Raw genomic sequence first — 17,958 nt, 5'->3', positions numbered from 1 at the left:
CGCGCCCATGAACGAGCTGGAATACGTGCCGGTACCGGCATTCGAAGACAACTATATCTGGCTCGTCTCGGACGGCCGCGATGCGATCGCCGTCGACCCGGGTGAAGCCGCGCCCGTACGCCGGGTTCTTGCCGAACGAGGCTGGCGGTTGACCGCTATTTTACTCACGCACCACCATGCCGACCACGTTGGCGGTGTCGAGGCGCTGCGGAATGGCCAACCGGACGATGCTCCGCTCCCTGTTTACGGCCCCGTGGCCGAAGCGATCGGCGTGGTCACGCGGCCGCTTTCGGGCGGCGATCGCGTGACGCTCGACGCGCCGGCCGTCGCATTCGACGTGCTCGACGTGCCGGGTCACACGCGTGGCCACATTGCGTATTTTCAGGCGGCCGGCCAAGGCGCGGCCAGTCAAGGCACGGCCGGCCAAGGCGCGGCCGGGCAGGGCAACGCGGTGCCGCACGTGTTCTGCGGCGACACGCTGTTCTCGTGCGGCTGCGGGCGCCTGTTCGAAGGCACGCCCGCGCAGATGCTCGCGTCGCTCGACGCGCTCGCGGCGCTGCCGGGCGACACCCGCGTGCATTGTGCACACGAATACACGCTGTCGAACATCCGCTTCGCGCTCGCGTGCGAGCCCGGCAATGCGGCGCTGGCCGCGTGGCGCGACGACGCGCAGGCGCTGCGTGCGCGCGGCGTGCCGACGCTGCCCACTACGATCGCGCACGAGCGTGCCGTCAACCCGTTCATGCGGGCGGACAGCGCGGCGATCCACGCGACGCTCGCGGCCGAGCTGCACGAAACGGTGACGGATCGTCTGGCGGCATTCACGCTGATGCGCGAATGGAAAAACCGGTTCCGATGACGTTTTCCGGAGGACTCCAAAGCTCAAGCGGTGTCTGTAAAAATTGCTCCAAATGTAGGATTTCGCTGAGTTTTCGGTGTTTTTATTGACGTGAAGCACGCACTTCCGTAGTATCGCCTGCAATTTCCAGCCGTCGGAAGCCGAGATTTTCATGCGACTTATATTGAGTGCGATGGTGGTGCTGCTACTCGCCGCTTGTGCGAGCCAGCCCCCTGTCGCCAACAACGCCGCCGATTCGCAGGCGACGTCCAACTACCTCCGTAAATCAGCCACCGCCAAAGAAACTGTCGACGTCGACAAGCAATCCGTCGGCGACCTGACCAGTGCAGACTCCGATCTCTGGGCGCGCATCCGCCGCGGCTTCCAGATGCCCGACCTGCAGAGCGATCTCGTCGACATGCAGACGACCTGGTATACGCAGCGGCCCGATTACGTGCAGCGCATGACCGAGCGCTCGCAGAAGTACCTGTATCACATCGTCGAGGAGCTCGAGGCGCGTCACATGCCGACCGAGCTCGCGCTGCTGCCGTTCATCGAGTCCGCGTACAACCCGCAGGCGCTGTCGGTCGCGAAAGCGGCCGGCATGTGGCAGTTCATGCCCGGCACCGGCCGCACGTACAACCTGAAGCGCAACATGTGGCAGGACGAGCGCCGTGACGTGCTCGCGTCGACGAGCGCCGCGCTCGACTACCTGTCCCGCCTGCACGACATGTTCGGCGACTGGTATCTGGCGCTGGCCGCGTACAACTGGGGCGAAGGCAACGTGCAGCGCGCGATCGCGCGCAACCAGGCGGCCGGCCTGCCGACCGACTACCAGAACCTGCGGATGCCGAACGAGACGCGCAACTATGTGCCGAAGCTGCAGGCGGTGAAGAACATCATCGCGAGCCCGCAGCAGTACGGCCTGGCGCTGCCGGATATCCCGAACCACCCGTATTTCGTGACGGTCACGACGTCGCGCGACATCGACGTGGCGGTGGCCGCGAAGCTCGCGAACCTGCCGCTCGACGAGTTCCGCTCGCTGAACCCATCGTTCTCGAAGCCCGTGATCCTCGGCGCGACCGAGCCGCAGATCCTGCTGCCGTTCGACAACGCGTCCGCGTTCGAGAAGAGCCTGAAAGCCTACAACGGCCAGCTGTCGTCGTGGACCACCTACACGGTCAGCGAGCGCGCACGCCCGGCCGCGATCGCCGAGAAGATCGGCGTCGACGCCGATACGCTGATGTCGGTCAACAAGATTCCGGCCGGCATGCGCCTGAAGCCGGGTTCGACGATCGTCGTGCCGCGCGGCGATGACGACGACGAGGACATCAGCGCCGACGTCGCCGAAAACGGTGCGCTCGCGATGGAGCCGGATGTCCCCGATACGCGCAAGATGCTGATCCGCGTACGCCGCAAGCAGTCGATGGCGGCGCTCGCCGGCCGCTACGGCGTGTCGGTCGGCCAGTTGAAGGCATGGAACCGCACGCATCGCGATCTCGTGATGCCGGGCCAGGCGCTCGTGCTGCACGTGCCGGTCGGCCGCGCGGTGCCGGCGGAACCCGGTCCGGAGCGGATCGCGACGTCGACGGGCGGTGCGCACATCGAGCGCGCGAGCCTGGCGGTGGGCAGCAAGTCGCACGGCAGCAAGCGCGGCGCCGCCAAGTCGTCGGCGAAGGCCGCTCCCGCGAAAGCCGCGCCGGCCAAGGCCGCCGCGCACAAGGGCAAGAAGAAGTAAGCGCGGCTGGCGCGCGCAGCGTCGCGGCCGGTGAGGCCCGTACGATTGCGCTATCATCCGACGAATTCGACGAAACGCCGTCACCGAGGTGACGGCGTTTTCGTTTGTGCGCGGCGCTGCGTCGCGCGTCTTCATATGACAAGGGGAAGCGATGTCGTCGGCGCAGGTGAGGGTGCTCGCGCTGTTTTCGGTCGGGTATTTCGTGTCGTACGTGTTTCGCGGCGTCAATCTGGGCTTCGCGCCGTTCGTCACACATGAGCTCGGACTGTCGGCCGCCGATCTCGGCCTGCTCACCAGCCTCTATTTCCTTGGCTTCGCGGGGGCGCAGATTCCGGCCGGCGTGATGCTCGACCACTTCGGCCCGCGCCGCGTGACGGCCGGCATGCTGTTGTTCGCGGCGGCCGGCGCGGCCGTGTTCGGCGCGGCGCACGGCATCGGCACGATGATGGTCGGCCGGCTGCTGATCGGCGTCGGCGTATCGGTGTGTCTCGGCGCGGCGTTCAAGGCGCTCGCGCAGCATTTCCCGGTCGGCCGGCTGCCGCTCGTCAACGGTCTCGTGATGGCCGTGGGCGGCCTCGGCGGCGTGATGGTCGGCTCGCCGCTGACCTGGCTGCTCGGCTGGGCGAGCTGGCGCGCGATCTGTTTCGGCCTCGCGGTGCTGACGGTGGTCGTCGCGGCATCGATCGGCTTCGGCGCGCCCGACGCGCAGCAGGCGCGCCACCAGGGCGGGCTCGTCAGCCAGTTCAAGGGTACGTGGCACATCCTGGGCAGCCGCGCGTTCTGGAAGATCGCGTCGTTCTCCGTCGTCACGCAGGGCGTGTTCTATGCGATGCAGTCGTTATGGGTGGGGCCGTATCTGCGCGATGTCGGCGGGTTCGACGCGTCGCATGCCGCGCGCCTCGTGTCGGTGCTCGGCTTCGCGATGATGGCCGGCTGCGTCGGCTTCGGCGCGGCGGCGCGCGTGCTCGAGCGGCGCGGCGTGTCGGTCTACGCAACGTGCGGTATCGGCATGGCGCTGTTCGTCGCGACGCAGCTCGCGATCGTCGCGCGCGTGCCGTTGCCGCCGGCCGTGCTGTGGGCCGCCTACGGGATGTTCGGCGGCGTGGGCATCCTGACCTACGCGGTGATGGTCGGCCACTTTCCCGTCCATCTGATCGGCCGCGCGAACACGACGCTCACGCTCGTGATCTTCCTGCTGATCTTCGCGTTCCAGATCGGCGTCGGCGCCGTGCTGTCGCACTGGCCGGCGGTCGACGGCCGTTATCCGGCGGCCGCGCACTTCACCGCGTGGGGCGTGCTGCTCGCGCTGCAGCTCGCGAGCGCGGTCTGGTACGTGTGGCCCGCGCGCGCCGCTGGCCAAGCGCACTGATCCGGCGGTACGCTGATGGGTAAGGCGGTCGCGGAAACGGGGCCGCAGCACGTCGCGCTGCGCCGCCGGGCGCGGCGCGCGCATGATCGGACGGCCATATCAATTGAAGATAGGCCCATTTTCAGGCTATAATTTGAAAGTTTGTGCTGATCAACCTCGCACCCTAGCGCCTACCTCATTCATCCCGTTCATCCGCCGCACGCCGCCTGCCGGGCGATGCCGCGAAGCCTCGTGCGCCACGCGCCGGCTTCGCGTCTCGACAACGCAGGCCGCGTCCAGCTAGCGACCACGCGCGCCCACGCAGCGCGGCGCTCGCGCGGCAGGGTAAACAGGTCGGCAGCAGGGTGTTCCCCAAGGAGCCTCCCGTGTTGCCGTCTTTTTCTCCCGCCTTGCTTGCACTCGCCGACGGCACGGTCTTTCGTGGTTATTCGATCGGGGCCGAAGGCCATACGATCGGCGAAGTCGTGTTCAATACCGCGATCACCGGCTATCAGGAAATCCTGACTGATCCGAGCTACTCGCGCCAGATCGTCACGCTCACCTATCCGCATATCGGCAACGTCGGCGTCAACGCCGAAGACGTCGAAGCCACGAAAGTCCATGCCGCCGGCCTGATCATCCGCGATCTGCCGACGCTCGCGTCGAACTTCCGGATGGACCGCACGCTCGGCGACTACCTGCGCGACGAAGGCGTCGTCGCGATCGCCGGCATCGACACCCGCAAGCTGACCCGCATCCTGCGCGACAAGGGCGCGCAGAGCGGCTGCATCCTGGCGGGCTCCGACGACGAGGCGAAGGCGATCGAGCTCGCGCGCTCGTTCGAGGGCCTCGCCGGCATGGATCTCGCGAAGGTCGTGTCGACCACCAAGCCGTTCGAATGGAAGCAGACGGAATGGCGTCTCGAAGGCGGCTACGGCATGCAGGAATCGCCGAAGTACCGCGTCGTCGCGTACGACTTCGGCGTCAAGTACAACATCCTGCGCATGCTCGCGGAGCGCGGCTGCCACGTGACGGTGCTGCCGGCTCAAGCCAGTGCGGAAGATGCGCTCGCGCTGAATCCGGACGGCGTCTTCCTGTCGAACGGCCCCGGCGATCCGGAGCCGTGCGATTACGCGATCGCGGCCACGAAGGCATTCATCGAGCGCGGCGTGCCGACCTTCGGCATCTGCCTCGGCCACCAGATCATGGGCCTCGCGGTCGGCGCGAAGACGCTGAAGATGAAGACGGGCCACCACGGCGCGAACCATCCGGTGAAGGATCTCGGCGACGGCCGTGTCGTGATCACGTCGCAGAACCACGGCTTCGCGGTCGACGCCGATTCGCTGCCGGCCAACGCGCGCGTGACGCACGTGTCGCTGTTCGACGGCACGCTGCAGGGCTTCGAGCTGACCGACAAGCCGGCGTTCTGCTTCCAGGGCCACCCGGAAGCGTCGCCCGGCCCGCACGACATCGGCTACCTGTTCGACCGTTTCACCGCGCTGATGGACGCGGCGAAGCAGCGCACCGCTTAACGTCATCGACGCAACCGAAGGACGGGAGATTCACATCATGTTCGGCCACGCACTCGGCATCACGGATATCTGGACCTACGTGTTCGGCGTGATCTTCATCATCCTGCTGCCGGGGCCGAACTCGATGTACGTGCTGTCGCTCGCCGCGCAGCGCGGCGTGAAGGCCGGCTATCGCGCGGCCTGCGGCGTGTTCGTCGGCGATACCGTGCTGATGGTGCTGTCGGCTGCGGGCGTCGCGTCGCTGCTGAAGGCGAACCCGCTGCTGTTCTCCGTCGTCAAGTACGGCGGCGCCGCGTACCTGCTGTACATCGGCACCGGGATGCTGCGCAGCGCGTGGAGCAAGTTGCGTGCGCGCGGCGATGCGCCGGTCGAGGCGCCGCAGGCGGTCGACGGCGAGCGGTCTTTCGACAAGCCGTTCCGGAAAGCGCTGATCGTGAGCCTGCTGAATCCGAAGGCGATCCTGTTCTTCATCTCGTTCTTCATCCAGTTCGTCGACCCGGCATTCCCGCATCCCGCGCTGTCGTTCGTCGTGCTCGGGGCGATCGCGCAATGCGCGAGCTTCCTGTACCTGAGCACGCTGATCTTCGCGGGCGCGCGGCTCGCCGAGCACTTCCGCCGCCGCCGCAAGCTTGCGGCAGGCGCGGCGAGCAGCGTGGGTGGCCTGTTCATCGGTTTCTCGGTGAAGCTGGCGCTCGCGACCCTGAGCTGAGCGCCGCCGGCCGACCCACGACAACGATTACTTATTGAATTCACAAGCCATGCCAAAACGCACAGACATCAAGAGCATCCTCATCATCGGCGCCGGCCCGATCATCATCGGCCAGGCGTGCGAGTTCGACTATTCGGGCGCGCAGGCTTGCAAGGCGTTGCGTGAGGAGGGCTACAAGGTCGTTCTCGTCAACAGCAACCCGGCGACGATCATGACCGACCCGAACACGGCCGACGTGACCTACATCGAGCCGATCACGTGGGAAGTCGTCGCACGCATCATCGAGAAGGAGCGCCCGGACGCGATCCTGCCGACGATGGGCGGCCAGACCGCGCTGAACTGCGCGCTCGACCTGCACCACCACGGCGTGCTCGAGAAGTTCGGCGTCGAGCTGATCGGCGCGTCGCCGGAAGCGATCGACAAGGCGGAGGACCGCCAGAAGTTCAAGGACGCGATGACCAAGATCGGTCTCGGTTCCGCGAAGTCGGGCGTCGCGCACTCGATGGAAGAGGCGACCCAGGTGCACGCCGAGATCATGGCGCTCACCGGTGGCAGCGGCTACCCGGTCGTGATCCGTCCGTCGTTCACGCTCGGCGGCTCGGGTGGCGGCATCGCGTACAACCGCGAAGAGTTCGAGGAGATCTGCAAGCGCGGTCTCGACCTGTCGCCCACGCGCGAGCTGCTGATCGAAGAGTCGCTGCTCGGCTGGAAGGAATACGAGATGGAAGTCGTGCGCGACCGCGCCGACAACTGCATCATCGTCTGCTCGATCGAAAACCTCGACCCGATGGGCGTGCACACCGGCGACTCGATCACGGTCGCGCCGGCGCAGACGCTCACCGACAAGGAATACCAGATCCTGCGTAACGCATCGCTCGCGGTGCTGCGCGAGATCGGCGTCGACACGGGCGGCTCGAACGTGCAGTTCTCGATCAACCCGAAGGACGGCCGCATGGTCGTCATCGAGATGAACCCGCGCGTGTCGCGTTCGTCGGCGCTCGCGTCGAAGGCCACCGGCTTCCCGATCGCGAAGGTCGCCGCGAAGCTGGCGGTCGGCTATACGCTCGACGAGCTGAAGAACGAAATCACCGGCGGCCAGACGCCGGCGTCGTTCGAGCCGACGATCGACTACGTCGTCACGAAGATCCCGCGTTTCGCGTTCGAGAAGTTCCGCGAAGCCGATTCGCGCCTGACCACGCAGATGAAGTCGGTCGGCGAAGTGATGGCGATCGGCCGCACGTTCCAGGAATCGTTCCAGAAGGCGCTGCGCGGCCTCGAAGTCGGTGTCGACGGTCTCGACGAGAAGTCGACGAACCGCGACGAGATCGCGATCGAGATCCACGAGCCGGGCCCGGACCGCATCTGGTACGTCGGCGATGCGTTCCGCATCGGCATGACGGCCGAGGAAATCTTCGCGGAAACCGCGATCGACCCGTGGTTCCTCGAGCAGATCGAGCAGATCATCCTGAAGGAAAAGGCGCTCGGGGGCCGCACGCTCGCGTCGCTGACGTTCGACGAACTGCGCTACCTGAAGCAGAGCGGCTTCTCCGACCGCCGCCTCGCGAAGCTGCTCGGCGCGACGCCGGAAGACGTCCGCCGCCGCCGCGTCGAGCTGAACGTGCGCCCGGTCTACAAGCGCGTCGACACCTGCGCGGCCGAGTTCGCGACGAAAACGGCCTACATGTACTCGACCTACGAGGAAGAGTGCGAGGCGCAGCCGACCACGAACAAGAAGATCATGGTGCTGGGCGGCGGCCCGAACCGGATCGGCCAGGGTATCGAGTTCGACTACTGCTGCGTGCACGCCGCGCTCGCGATGCGCGAGGACGGCTATGAAACGATCATGGTCAACTGCAACCCGGAAACGGTGTCGACCGACTACGACACGTCCGACCGCCTGTACTTCGAGCCGCTGACGCTCGAAGACGTGCTCGAGATCGTCGACAAGGAAAAGCCGGTCGGCGTGATCGTCCAGTACGGCGGCCAGACGCCGCTGAAGCTCGCGCTCGACCTCGAGGCGCATGGTGTGCCGATCGTCGGCACGTCGCCGGACATGATCGACGCGGCCGAAGACCGCGAACGCTTCCAGAAGCTGCTGCAGGACCTCGGCCTGCGCCAGCCGCCGAACCGCACCGCGCGCGCCGAAGACGAAGCGCTCGCGCTGGCTGACGAAATCGGCTATCCGCTGGTCGTGCGTCCGTCGTACGTGCTCGGCGGCCGCGCGATGGAAATCGTCCACGAGCCGCGCGACCTCGAGCGCTACATGCGCGAGGCCGTGAAGGTGTCGAACGATTCGCCGGTGCTGCTCGACCGCTTCCTGAACGACGCGATCGAGTGCGACGTCGACTGCATCTGCGACGGCGAAGCCGTGTTCATCGGCGGCGTGATGGAGCACATCGAGCAGGCGGGCGTCCACTCGGGCGATTCGGCATGCTCGCTGCCGCCGTACTCGCTGTCGAAGGAAACCGTCGCCGAGCTGAAGCGCCAGACGGGCGCGATGGCGAAGGCGCTGAACGTGGTCGGCCTGATGAACGTGCAGTTCGCGATCCAGCAGGTACCGCAGGCGGACGGCTCGAAGCAGGACATCATCTACGTGCTCGAAGTGAACCCGCGCGCGTCGCGCACGGTGCCGTACGTGTCGAAGGCGACCAGCCTGCCGCTCGCGAAGATCGCGGCGCGTGCGATGGTCGGCCAGAAGCTTGCGCAGCAGGGCGTGACGAAGGAAGTCGAGCCGCCGTACTTCAGCGTGAAGGAAGCGGTGTTCCCGTTCGTCAAGTTCCCGACCGTCGATCCGGTCCTCGGGCCTGAAATGCGTTCGACCGGCGAAGTGATGGGCGTCGGCCAGACGTTCGGCGAAGCGCTGTTCAAGTCGCAGCTCGCGGCCGGTTCGCGCCTGCCGGAGTCGGGCACGGTGCTGCTGACCGTGATGGACGCGGATAAACCGAAGGCCGTCGAAGTCGCGCGCATGCTGCACGACCTCGGCTACCCGATCGTCGCGACCAAGGGCACGGCTGCCGCGATCGAAGCGGCCGGCGTGCCGGTGAAGGTCGTGAACAAGGTGAAGGACGGCCGCCCGCACATCGTCGACATGATCAAGAACGGGGAGATCGCACTCGTGTTCACGACGGTCGACGAGACGCGCCAGGCGATCGCCGATTCGCGTTCGATCCGCATGAGCGCGCAGGCGCACAAGGTCACGTACTACACGACGATGTCGGGCGCGCGCGCGGCCGTCGAAGGCTTGCGCTACCTGAAGGATCTGGAAGTCTATGATTTACAAGGTCTTCACGCTCGCCTAAACTAAGCAGTCAGTTACCTGTCGAAGCAACACGTGCCGCGATTAGGCGGTGTTTCCAGTGCATCGGAAACGCGCTTAATCGCGGTGATTTTTTTTAAAGCCGTTTTTAGCGATTGAGCCGTTTATGAGCACCATTCCGTTGACAAAGCGTGGCGCAGAGCAACTGCGCGATGAATTGCAGCGCCTCAAGTCGGTCGAGCGGCCGGCCGTGATCAACGCGATCGCGGAGGCCCGCGCACAGGGCGACCTGTCCGAAAACGCCGAATACGATGCCGCGAAGGAAAAACAGGGCTTCATCGAGGGTCGCATCGCCGAACTCGAATCGAAGCTGTCCGCCGCGCAAGTCATCGATCCCACGGTGCTCGACGCCGATGGCCGCGTGGTGTTCGCCGCGACCGTCGAACTCGAGGATCTCGAGTCGGGCGACACCGTCAAGTACCAGATCGTCGGCGACGACGAAGCCGATATCGATCACGGCCTCATCTCGGTCAGCTCGCCGATCGCGCGCGCGCTGATCGGCAAGACCGAAGGCGACGTCGCGGCCGTGCAGGCGCCGAGCGGCGTGCGCGAGTACGAAATCATCTCGGTCAGCTACGTCTGAAGCGGGGCGACGTGATGCCGCATCGCGTGTTCCGTCTGCTGTCGGCCGTGTGGGTCGGCAGCCTGCTGACGATCGGGTATGCGGTCGCGCCCGTATTGTTCAAGACGCTGGAGCGGATGACGGCCGGTTCGGTCGCCGCCCAGCTGTTCCGTATCGAGGCGATCCTCGGCGTCGTGTGTGGCGTGCTGCTGCTCGCGTTGTCGAACCAGCAGGTGCGGCGCGGCAGCAACGACTATCGCCGCGTGCGCTGGATCGTCGCCGCGATGGTCGTGTGCGTGCTGGTCGGGTATTTTGCGTTGCAGCCGTTCATGAACGCGCTGCGGGTGGCCGCGATGGAGGCGGGCACCGATATCGCGAATTCGCCGTATGCGAGCCGCTTCGGGATGCTGCACGGCGTCTCGAGCGTGTTCTATCTCGTCGAGAGCGTGCTGGGGCTGATGCTGATCTGGCGTCTGCCGGCACGCGACGCGTGAGCGTCGCGCCGGGGCAGGGCGGCACGGGAAGCCGTGCCGCGCAAGCGTTTTACTTGCCCTGGAACGGCCGCTTGGTGCTGGCCTGGCGCTTTTTCGCGCGCTTCACGGTGCCGCCTGCGGTCACGCGTTCGTTGCCGCGCACCGTGACCTTCACCGGCTTCGGACGGCGCACGGGGCTCGCGTTCGGCGACACCTTGACGACCTTGACGGTGCGCGGCGCACGGCCTTTGCGGTCATCGACGGCTTCGGCCGCGCTCGGCAATGCACCGGCACGACGGCCGCGGGTCGGGGCCGCAACCGCGGCCTCGGGCTTCCAGATCACCAGCAGCTTGCCGATGTGCTGGATCGGCGCCGCGCTCAGGCGGTCGCAGATTTCATCGTAGATCGCGATGCGCGTGTCGCGTTCGTCGCCGAACACGCGGATCTTGATCAACTGGTGCGCGTCGAGGTGCACCTTGATTTCCTTCAGCACGGCGTCGGTCAGCCCTTCGGCGCCGATCAGCACGACGGGCTTGAGCGCATGGGCCTGGGAGCGCAGCGCGGAGCGCTCGGCGGGAGAAAGCGAAAGGGCGGGCATGGAAATGTCGAAATCTAAATAAGGGCGCGCTGACTGGATAGCGATCGCGGAACGTTACCGCGTCAGCCGTGCGCCGAAACCACGTAAAATCGCGGCTTGGGCCTGAAAAGGGGCCGCAGCCGCGCGAAGAAGACGCGTATTATCCGCTAAAAGCGCGGCTTCACGAAGCAATTGGCAGCAATCTCTCTCTCGAATGGCAAAAAACCGCTTCAACCAGCACTGGCTGCACGACCACATCAACGACCCGTACGTCAAAATGGCGCAGCGGGAGGGCTATCGCGCGCGCGCCGCGTACAAGCTGAAGGAAATCGACGAGCAGGACAAGCTGATCCGTCCGGGCCAGGTGATCGTCGATCTCGGCGCCACGCCGGGCAGCTGGAGCCAGTATGCCCGCAACAAGCTCGCGCAGGGCAAGAAGCGCGACGCGGGGCGCGAAGGCGGCATCGACGGCACGATCGTTGCGCTCGACCTCCTGCCGATGGAGCCGATCGCCGACGTCCACTTCCTGCAGGGCGACTTCCGCGAGGACGACGTCCTCCAGCAGCTCGAAGAAGTGCTCGAAGGCCGCGAGGTGGACCTTGTTATTTCCGACATGGCCCCCAACCTCTCTGGCGTGGCCTCGGCGGACGCGGCGCGCATCGAGCATCTCTGCGATCTGGCGCTCGAATTCGCGCAGAACCATCTGAAGCCGGACGGTGCGCTGCTCGTGAAGTGCTTTCACGGCAGCGGCTACAGCCAGATCGTCGAGAAGTTCAAACAGCAGTTTAAGGTTGTCGCGCCGCGCAAGCCCAAGGCATCCCGCGACAAATCGTCCGAAACGTTCATTTTGGGTCGGCAGCTGAAGCATCCGCGCTGATGCGGAGCGCGGTGCCGCAAACGGGCTCCGGCCCTTGCCAGACAAGCGAAGCGCTATCGCGGCGGTTGTCAATGCTTATGGCGGGGGTGGTCGGACTGGATTAGAATGACCGAGGGGCGCCGCAAGGAAAATGTAGGCGCTCGTCTACGAGTGAAGGAGTGGTGCTTTGAACAACAATATGTTTTCGAAGGCAGCGGTGTGGCTGGTGATCGCACTGGTGCTGTTTACGGTGTTCAAGCAGTTCGACAAGCCCCGCGTCCAGGAAGGCGTGTCCTATTCGCAGTTCATGGACGACGCCAAGAACGGCAAGGTCAAGAACGTCATCGTTCAGGGGCGCAACCTCACCGTCACTCCGGCTGATGGCCAGAAATACCAGATCGTGTCGCCCGGCGACATCTGGATGGTCGGCGATCTGATGAAGTACGGCGTGCAGGTCAGCGGCAAGGCCGACGACGAGCCGAACGCGCTGATGTCCGCGCTGTACTACCTCGGGCCGACGATCCTGATCATCGTGTTCTGGTTCTACATGATGAGGCAGATGCAGGGGGGCGGCAAAGGCGGCGCATTCTCGTTCGGGAAATCGCGTGCGCGGCTGATCGACGAGAACAACAACGCGGTGAACTTCTCCGACGTCGCGGGCTGCGACGAAGCGAAGGAAGAAGTGTCCGAGCTCGTCGACTTCCTGCGCGATCCGCAGAAATTCCAGAAACTGGGCGGTCGCATTCCGCGCGGCGTGCTGCTGGTCGGTCCTCCGGGTACCGGCAAGACGCTGCTCGCCCGCGCGATCGCCGGTGAAGCGAAGGTGCCGTTCTTCAGCATCTCGGGTTCGGACTTCGTCGAAATGTTCGTCGGCGTCGGCGCGGCCCGTGTGCGCGACATGTTCGAGCAGGCGAAGAAGCATGCGCCGTGCATCGTGTTCATCGACGAAATCGACGCGGTCGGCCGTCATCGCGGCGCCGGCATGGGCGGCGGCAACGACGAGCGCGAACAGACGCTGAACCAGATGCTGGTCGAGATGGACGGCTTCGAGGCGAACTCGGGCGTGATCGTGATCGCCGCGACCAACCGTTCCGACGTGCTCGACAAGGCGCTGCTGCGTCCGGGTCGTTTCGACCGCCAGGTCTATGTCGGCCTGCCGGACATCCGCGGCCGCGAGCAGATCATGCGCGTGCACCTGCGCAAGGTGCCGATCGCGAACGACGTCGACGCGGCGGTCATCGCACGCGGCACGCCGGGCTTCTCGGGCGCCGATCTCGCGAACCTCGTGAACGAAGCGGCGCTGTTCGCCGCCCGTCGCGGCAAGCGCATCGTCGAGATGCAGGATTTCGAGGACGCGAAGGACAAGATCTTCATGGGTCCGGAGCGCAAGTCGGCCGTGATCCGCGAGGAAGCGAAGCGCGCGACGGCATACCACGAGTCGGGCCACGCGGTGGTCGCGAAGCTGCTGCCGAAGGCCGACCCGGTGCACAAGGTCACGATCATCCCGCGCGGTCGCGCACTGGGTGTCACGTGGCAGTTGCCGGAGCATGACAACGAGACGTATTCGAAGGATTACCTGCTGGACCGCCTCGCGATCCTGTTCGGTGGCCGGGTAGCCGAAGAGCTGTTCATGAATCTGGTCAGCACCGGCGCATCGGACGACTTCAACAAGGCGACCCAGACGGCGCGTGCGATGGTCGCCCGGTTCGGCATGACCGACGCGCTCGGGCCGATGGTCTACGTCGACGACGAGAATGATGCGTCGCCGTTCGGCCGCGGCTTCACGCGCACGATCTCGGAAGCGACGCAGCAGAAGGTCGACTCGGAAATCCGCCGCGTGCTGGACGATCAGTACAACCTCGCGCGTCGCCTGCTCGAAGACAACCGCGACAAGGTCGAGGCGATGACGGCCGCGCTGATGGAGTGGGAGACGATCGACGCCGATCAGATCAACGACATCATGGAAGGCCGTCCGCCGCGCTCGCCGAAGAGTTCGCCGGCTGTCGGCGGTGATTCGTCGGGCGGCGGCAGCGCCGAGGTCAAGCCCGGCAGCGCGCCGGCGCCGGCTACGCCGGCGGCATAATCTCCGCTTTAGTACCGTTCACGGGCTGGTGTGGCTTCACACCGGCCCGTTTTGCATTCATCCACGCCCGTTGCTCGTGTCCGATTCCGCAGTGTTCCCGTTCATTCCCGCGCCGCTCCGGTGCGGCCGCTTCGAACTGACGTTCGAACGCCCGCTCGTGATGGGCATCCTCAACGCCACGCCCGATTCGTTCTCCGACGGCGGCCGCTTCCTCGCGCGCGACGATGCGCTGCGCCAGGCCGAGCAGATGATTGCCGACGGTGCGGACCTGCTCGACATCGGCGGCGAATCGACGCGCCCCGGCGCGCCGCCCGTGCCGCTCGACGAGGAGCTCGCGCGCGTGATTCCGCTCGTCGAGGCGCTGCGGCCGCTGAACGTGCCGCTGTCGATCGATACCTACAAGCCGGCCGTGATGCGTGCGGCGCTGGCCGCCGGCGCGGACCTGATCAACGACATCTGGGGGTTCCGCCAGCCGGGCGCGATCGACGCAGTGCGCGACGGCAATAGCGGCCTGTGCGCGATGCACATGCTCGGCGAGCCGCAGACGATGCAGGTCGGCGAGCCCGACTACGGCGACGTCGTGACCGACGTACGCGATTTTCTCGCGGCGCGCGCCCAGGCGCTGCGCGACGCGGGGGTGGCGGCGGAGCGCATCTGCGTCGATCCCGGCTTCGGGTTCGGCAAGGCGGTCGTCGACGACAACTATGCGCTACTGGCCGCGTTGCCGGATACGGCGCCCGCGCGGCCCGACGGTCGCGCTTATCCGATTCTCGCGGGCATGTCGCGCAAGTCGATGCTCGGCGCGGTGATCGGCGGCAAGCCGCCGATGGAGCGCGTCGCGGCGAGCGTGGCGGCCGCGTTGTGCGCGGTCGAGCGGGGCGCCGCGATCGTGCGCGTGCACGACGTCGCGGCGACGGTCGATGCGCTGAAAGTATGGAATGCCGTGCGCGCAGCCGCGCGGCAACGATAAGCAAGTCAGAAAGACGAAAGACGAAGGAGGAAAGACCCCATGGGACGTCGATATTTCGGCACGGACGGCATTCGCGGCACGGTGGGCGAAGCGCCCATCACGCCGGACTTCGTATTGCGCCTCGGCTATGCGGCCGGCAAGGTACTGGCCGGCTCGGCCGACGTCGCGGCAGGCTCGCGTCCGACCGTGCTGATCGGCAAGGACACGCGCGTGTCGGGCTACATGCTCGAAGCCGCGCTCGAGGCCGGATTCTCGGCAGCGGGCGTCGACGTGATGCTGGCCGGCCCGATGCCGACGCCCGGCGTCGCGTACCTGACGCGTGCGCTGCGTCTGTCGGCCGGTGTCGTGATCAGCGCGTCGCACAACCCGTATCACGACAACGGGATCAAGTTTTTCTCGGCTGACGGCAACAAGCTGCCCGACGACACTGAAGCCGCGATCGAAGCATGGCTCGACAAGCCGCTCGAATGTGCGCCGTCGGACGGTCTTGGCAAGGCGCGCCGCCTCGACGACGCAGGCGGCCGCTACATCGAATTCTGCAAGAGCACGTTCCCGGCTGCGTTCGACCTGCGCGGGCTGAAGCTCGTGATCGATTGCGCGCACGGCGCCGCGTATCAGATTGCGCCGCACGTGTTCCACGAACTCGGTGCGGACGTCATTCCGATCGGCGTTGCGCCGAACGGCTTCAATATCAACGACGGCGTCGGCGCGACCGCGCCGGACGCGCTGGTGCGCGCGGTGCGGGCGAATCACGCCGATCTCGGCATTGCGCTCGACGGCGATGCCGATCGCCTGCAGGTCGTCGACGCGACCGGCCGCCTGTACAACGGCGACGAGCTGCTCTACGTGCTGGTGAAGGACCGGATCACGACCGACGGCAAGGTCGACGGCGCGGTCGGCACGCTGATGACCAACCTCGCCGTCGAAGTCGCGCTGCAGCGCGAGGGCGTGAAGTTCGTCCGTGCGGCGGTCGGCGACCGCTACGTGCTCGAGCAGTTGCGCGAGCATGGTTGGCAACTCGGCGCGGAAGGGTCGGGCCACATCCTGTCGCTCGACCGGCACTCGACCGGCGACGGCATCGTGTCGGCGCTGCTCGTGCTGGCCGCGCTGAAGCGCAGCGGCCGCACCCTCGCGCAGATGCTCGACGGCGTCACGCTGTTCCCGCAGAAGCTGATCAACGTGCGGATGAAGCCGGGCGCCGACTGGAAGGGCAGCGCGTCGATTCGCGCCGCGATCGATGCAGCCGAAGCCGCGCTCGCCGGCAGCGGCCGCGTGCTGATCCGCGCATCGGGCACGGAGCCCGTGCTGCGCGTGATGGTCGAAGCGGAGCAGGCGGCCGACGCGTTGCGCCATGCGGAGACGATTGCCGATGCGGTGCGCGCGGCGACGACCTGACCCGGGCAGGCGCGCGCGGCGGTTCGGCTGCCCGCGCGCCGGCTCTCGATGAATATGCGTACGGCGCCCTCGGGCGCCGTCGTTTTGTCAGACGCAAAGGTTTGCCCTACCTAATAGAAGCACTTTCGGCGAACGCATTTTTCCGATCAAATCAGGCATCCGACCCCGGAATCATGCCTGCTGCCGGGCGGGCTTTCCGTCCGGCTGATGGTGCGCTACGATGCGCCCGCATGCCCGTGAAAACGGGCGCCCATCCCGCCCTCGGAGCCAGGCAATTCTTGCCGCCAGCGCCGCTCCCGCGCCCCGACGCGCCGCCCCGATACTCCCTTTCAACCAGTCATGTTACTGTCACGCCAGTTTCATCGATTGTCACATTACCGTCATGAGCAGCCCCTAACCTTCGCGGTGCCGTAGTCATCCGCTCACACACTGGAGGTCTCATGAAATTGATGCAAACCGCGATTGCCGGCCTGGCTGGCGCGCTTTTCGCCGTCGCCGCCCACGCTGCTGACATCACGGGCGCAGGTAGCACGTTCGCGATGCCGATCTATACGAAATGGGCTGCCGACTACCAGCAGTCCGGCGGTTCGAAGGTCAACTACCAGGGCATCGGCTCGTCGGGCGGCCTGAAGCAGATCGTCGCGAAGACGGTCGATTTTGCCGGTTCGGACGCACCGCTGAAGGATGAAGAGCTCGCGAAGGAAGGCCTGTTCCAGTTCCCGACGGTGGTGGGCGGCGTGGTGCCGGTCGTCAACGTGCCGGGCGTGAAGGCCGGCGAACTGACGCTGTCGGGCCCGGTGCTCGGCGACATCTACCTCGGCAAGATCAAGAAGTGGAACGACCCGGCGATCGCCGCGCTGAACCCGAAGGTCAAGCTGCCGGATACGGACATCGCCGTGGTCCGCCGCGCTGACGGTTCGGGCACGAGCTTCATCTGGACGAACTACCTGTCGAAGGTCAACGACGAGTGGAAGTCGAAGATCGGCGAAGGCACGACGGTCAACTGGCCGACGGGCACGGGCGGCAAGGGCAACGACGGCGTCGCGGCCTTCGTGCAGCGCCTGCCGGGCGCGATCGGCTACGTCGAGTGGGCGTATGCGAAGAAGAACAACATGACCTACACCGCGCTGAAGAATTCGACGGGCACGGTGGTCGAGCCGAAGACGGAAACGTTCAAGGCCGCAGCAGCAGGCGCGAACTGGTCGAAGTCGTTCTACCAGATCCTGACGAACCAGCCGGGCAAGGAAGCGTGGCCGGTCGTCGGCGCGACGTTCGTGCTGCTGCACGCGAAGCAGGACAAGCCGGAGCAGGGCGCCGAAACGCTGAAGTTCTTCAGCTGGGCGTTCAAGAACGGCGAGAAGGCTGCCGACAGCCTCGACTACATCTCGCTGCCGGCGACGGTCGAGACGGAAATCCGCAAGCAGTGGAAGACGAAGGTGACGGACGCTTCGGGCAAGCCGGTCGCCGCCGAGTAAGCATGCAGCGGTTCGCTGCCCGGCCGTGCCGGTCGGGCAGTGTGTGCGGTAAAGCCGGGCGTTACGGCGCCCGGCAATCAAAAGCA

14 protein-coding genes are annotated in these 17,958 nt (G+C 66.1%); 13 read left to right on the top strand and 1 reads right to left on the bottom strand.

Features of this window, described 5'->3' with window-relative positions:
* The first annotated feature begins 7 nt into the window (after positions 1-7).
* The 8 genes from gloB to HWW87_RS09935 all read left to right on the top strand — a co-directional run bounded on the left by gloB (position 8) and on the right by HWW87_RS09935 (position 10,537).
* Positions 8-859, top strand: coding sequence for a hydroxyacylglutathione hydrolase (gloB, locus tag HWW87_RS09970; RefSeq protein ID WP_175820148.1), 852 nt, complete (start codon positions 8-10; stop codon positions 857-859).
* Positions 860-1,010: 151 nt separating this feature from the next.
* Positions 1,011-2,576 (top strand): transglycosylase SLT domain-containing protein, encoded by a 1,566-nt coding sequence (locus HWW87_RS09965; RefSeq protein WP_175820147.1) that lies wholly within the window; start codon positions 1,011-1,013, stop codon positions 2,574-2,576.
* Positions 2,577-2,727: 151 nt separating this feature from the next.
* The gene (locus HWW87_RS09960) at positions 2,728-3,945 is read left to right on the top strand and encodes an MFS transporter (protein WP_175820146.1); all 1,218 of its coding nucleotides are present in this window, start codon (positions 2,728-2,730) and stop codon (positions 3,943-3,945) included.
* 365 nt (positions 3,946-4,310) lie between these two features.
* Entirely contained in the window at positions 4,311-5,456 is a 1,146-nt protein-coding gene (gene carA / locus HWW87_RS09955) for a glutamine-hydrolyzing carbamoyl-phosphate synthase small subunit (RefSeq protein ID WP_175820145.1), read from the top strand.
* A 37-nt stretch (positions 5,457-5,493) separates the two neighbouring features.
* Complete coding sequence (gene leuE / locus HWW87_RS09950; protein ID WP_175820144.1) at positions 5,494-6,165, top strand: leucine efflux protein LeuE; 672 nt, start codon at positions 5,494-5,496, stop codon at positions 6,163-6,165.
* A 49-nt stretch (positions 6,166-6,214) separates the two neighbouring features.
* A complete protein-coding gene (gene carB / locus HWW87_RS09945) occupies positions 6,215-9,469 on the top strand; it encodes a carbamoyl-phosphate synthase large subunit (RefSeq protein WP_175820143.1) in 3,255 nt (1,084 codons plus the stop codon).
* A 118-nt stretch (positions 9,470-9,587) separates the two neighbouring features.
* Entirely contained in the window at positions 9,588-10,064 is a 477-nt protein-coding gene (greA, locus tag HWW87_RS09940; protein ID WP_174386427.1) for a transcription elongation factor GreA, read from the top strand.
* Positions 10,065-10,078: 14 nt separating this feature from the next.
* Entirely contained in the window at positions 10,079-10,537 is a 459-nt protein-coding gene (locus HWW87_RS09935; RefSeq protein ID WP_175820706.1) for a DUF4149 domain-containing protein, read from the top strand.
* Positions 10,538-10,586: 49 nt separating this feature from the next.
* Here the strand turns inward: HWW87_RS09935 and HWW87_RS09930 are convergent, their stop codons facing one another.
* Positions 10,587-11,114 carry a YhbY family RNA-binding protein gene (locus tag HWW87_RS09930; protein WP_174386428.1) on the bottom strand — a complete coding sequence of 176 codons (528 nt, stop codon included), beginning with the start codon at positions 11,112-11,114 and terminating at the stop codon, positions 10,587-10,589.
* A gap of 193 nt (positions 11,115-11,307) precedes the next feature.
* Here HWW87_RS09930 and HWW87_RS09925 point away from each other — a divergent pair, with 193 nt between their 5' ends.
* From HWW87_RS09925 to pstS, 5 genes are all read left to right on the top strand, one after another.
* Positions 11,308-11,970 (top strand): RlmE family RNA methyltransferase, encoded by a 663-nt coding sequence (locus tag HWW87_RS09925; protein ID WP_175820142.1) that lies wholly within the window; start codon positions 11,308-11,310, stop codon positions 11,968-11,970.
* A gap of 166 nt (positions 11,971-12,136) precedes the next feature.
* Positions 12,137-14,032 (top strand): ATP-dependent zinc metalloprotease FtsH, encoded by a 1,896-nt coding sequence (ftsH, locus tag HWW87_RS09920; protein WP_175820141.1) that lies wholly within the window; start codon positions 12,137-12,139, stop codon positions 14,030-14,032.
* Positions 14,033-14,060: 28 nt separating this feature from the next.
* Positions 14,061-15,002, top strand: coding sequence for a dihydropteroate synthase (gene folP, locus HWW87_RS09915; protein WP_175820140.1), 942 nt, complete (start codon positions 14,061-14,063; stop codon positions 15,000-15,002).
* A gap of 39 nt (positions 15,003-15,041) precedes the next feature.
* Positions 15,042-16,397: a phosphoglucosamine mutase gene (gene glmM, locus HWW87_RS09910; protein ID WP_174386432.1), complete on the top strand. Its 1,356-nt coding sequence runs from the start codon at positions 15,042-15,044 to the stop codon at positions 16,395-16,397.
* Positions 16,398-16,837: 440 nt separating this feature from the next.
* On the top strand, positions 16,838-17,872 hold the full coding sequence (gene pstS / locus HWW87_RS09905) for a phosphate ABC transporter substrate-binding protein PstS (protein WP_006490565.1): 1,035 nt from the start codon (positions 16,838-16,840) through the stop codon (positions 17,870-17,872).
* Positions 17,873-17,958: the final 86 nt, after the last annotated feature.

This window comes from Burkholderia sp. BCC0419 (assembly GCF_902830285.1).
Classification (GTDB): Bacteria; Pseudomonadota; Gammaproteobacteria; order Burkholderiales; family Burkholderiaceae; genus Burkholderia.
This window is presented reverse-complemented; position numbering and strand designations above follow the sequence as displayed.

Bases quoted from the DNA above. Each gene is read 5' to 3' on its own strand.
- greA (WP_174386427.1), top strand. From the start codon at position 9,588: ATGAGCACCATTCCGTTGACAAAGCGTGGCGCAGAGCAACTGCGCGAT.
- HWW87_RS09960 (WP_175820146.1), top strand. From the start codon at position 2,728: ATGTCGTCGGCGCAGGTGAGGGTGCTCGCGCTGTTTTCGGTCGGGTAT.
- HWW87_RS09965 (WP_175820147.1), top strand. From the start codon at position 1,011: ATGCGACTTATATTGAGTGCGATGGTGGTGCTGCTACTCGCCGCTTGT.
- HWW87_RS09925 (WP_175820142.1), top strand. From the start codon at position 11,308: ATGGCAAAAAACCGCTTCAACCAGCACTGGCTGCACGACCACATCAAC.
- carB (WP_175820143.1), top strand. From the start codon at position 6,215: ATGCCAAAACGCACAGACATCAAGAGCATCCTCATCATCGGCGCCGGC.
- gloB (WP_175820148.1), top strand. From the start codon at position 8: ATGAACGAGCTGGAATACGTGCCGGTACCGGCATTCGAAGACAACTAT.
- pstS (WP_006490565.1), top strand. From the start codon at position 16,838: ATGAAATTGATGCAAACCGCGATTGCCGGCCTGGCTGGCGCGCTTTTC.
- HWW87_RS09930 (WP_174386428.1), bottom strand. From the start codon at position 11,114: ATGCCCGCCCTTTCGCTTTCTCCCGCCGAGCGCTCCGCGCTGCGCTCC.
- leuE (WP_175820144.1), top strand. From the start codon at position 5,494: ATGTTCGGCCACGCACTCGGCATCACGGATATCTGGACCTACGTGTTC.
- HWW87_RS09935 (WP_175820706.1), top strand. From the start codon at position 10,079: ATGCCGCATCGCGTGTTCCGTCTGCTGTCGGCCGTGTGGGTCGGCAGC.
- glmM (WP_174386432.1), top strand. From the start codon at position 15,042: ATGGGACGTCGATATTTCGGCACGGACGGCATTCGCGGCACGGTGGGC.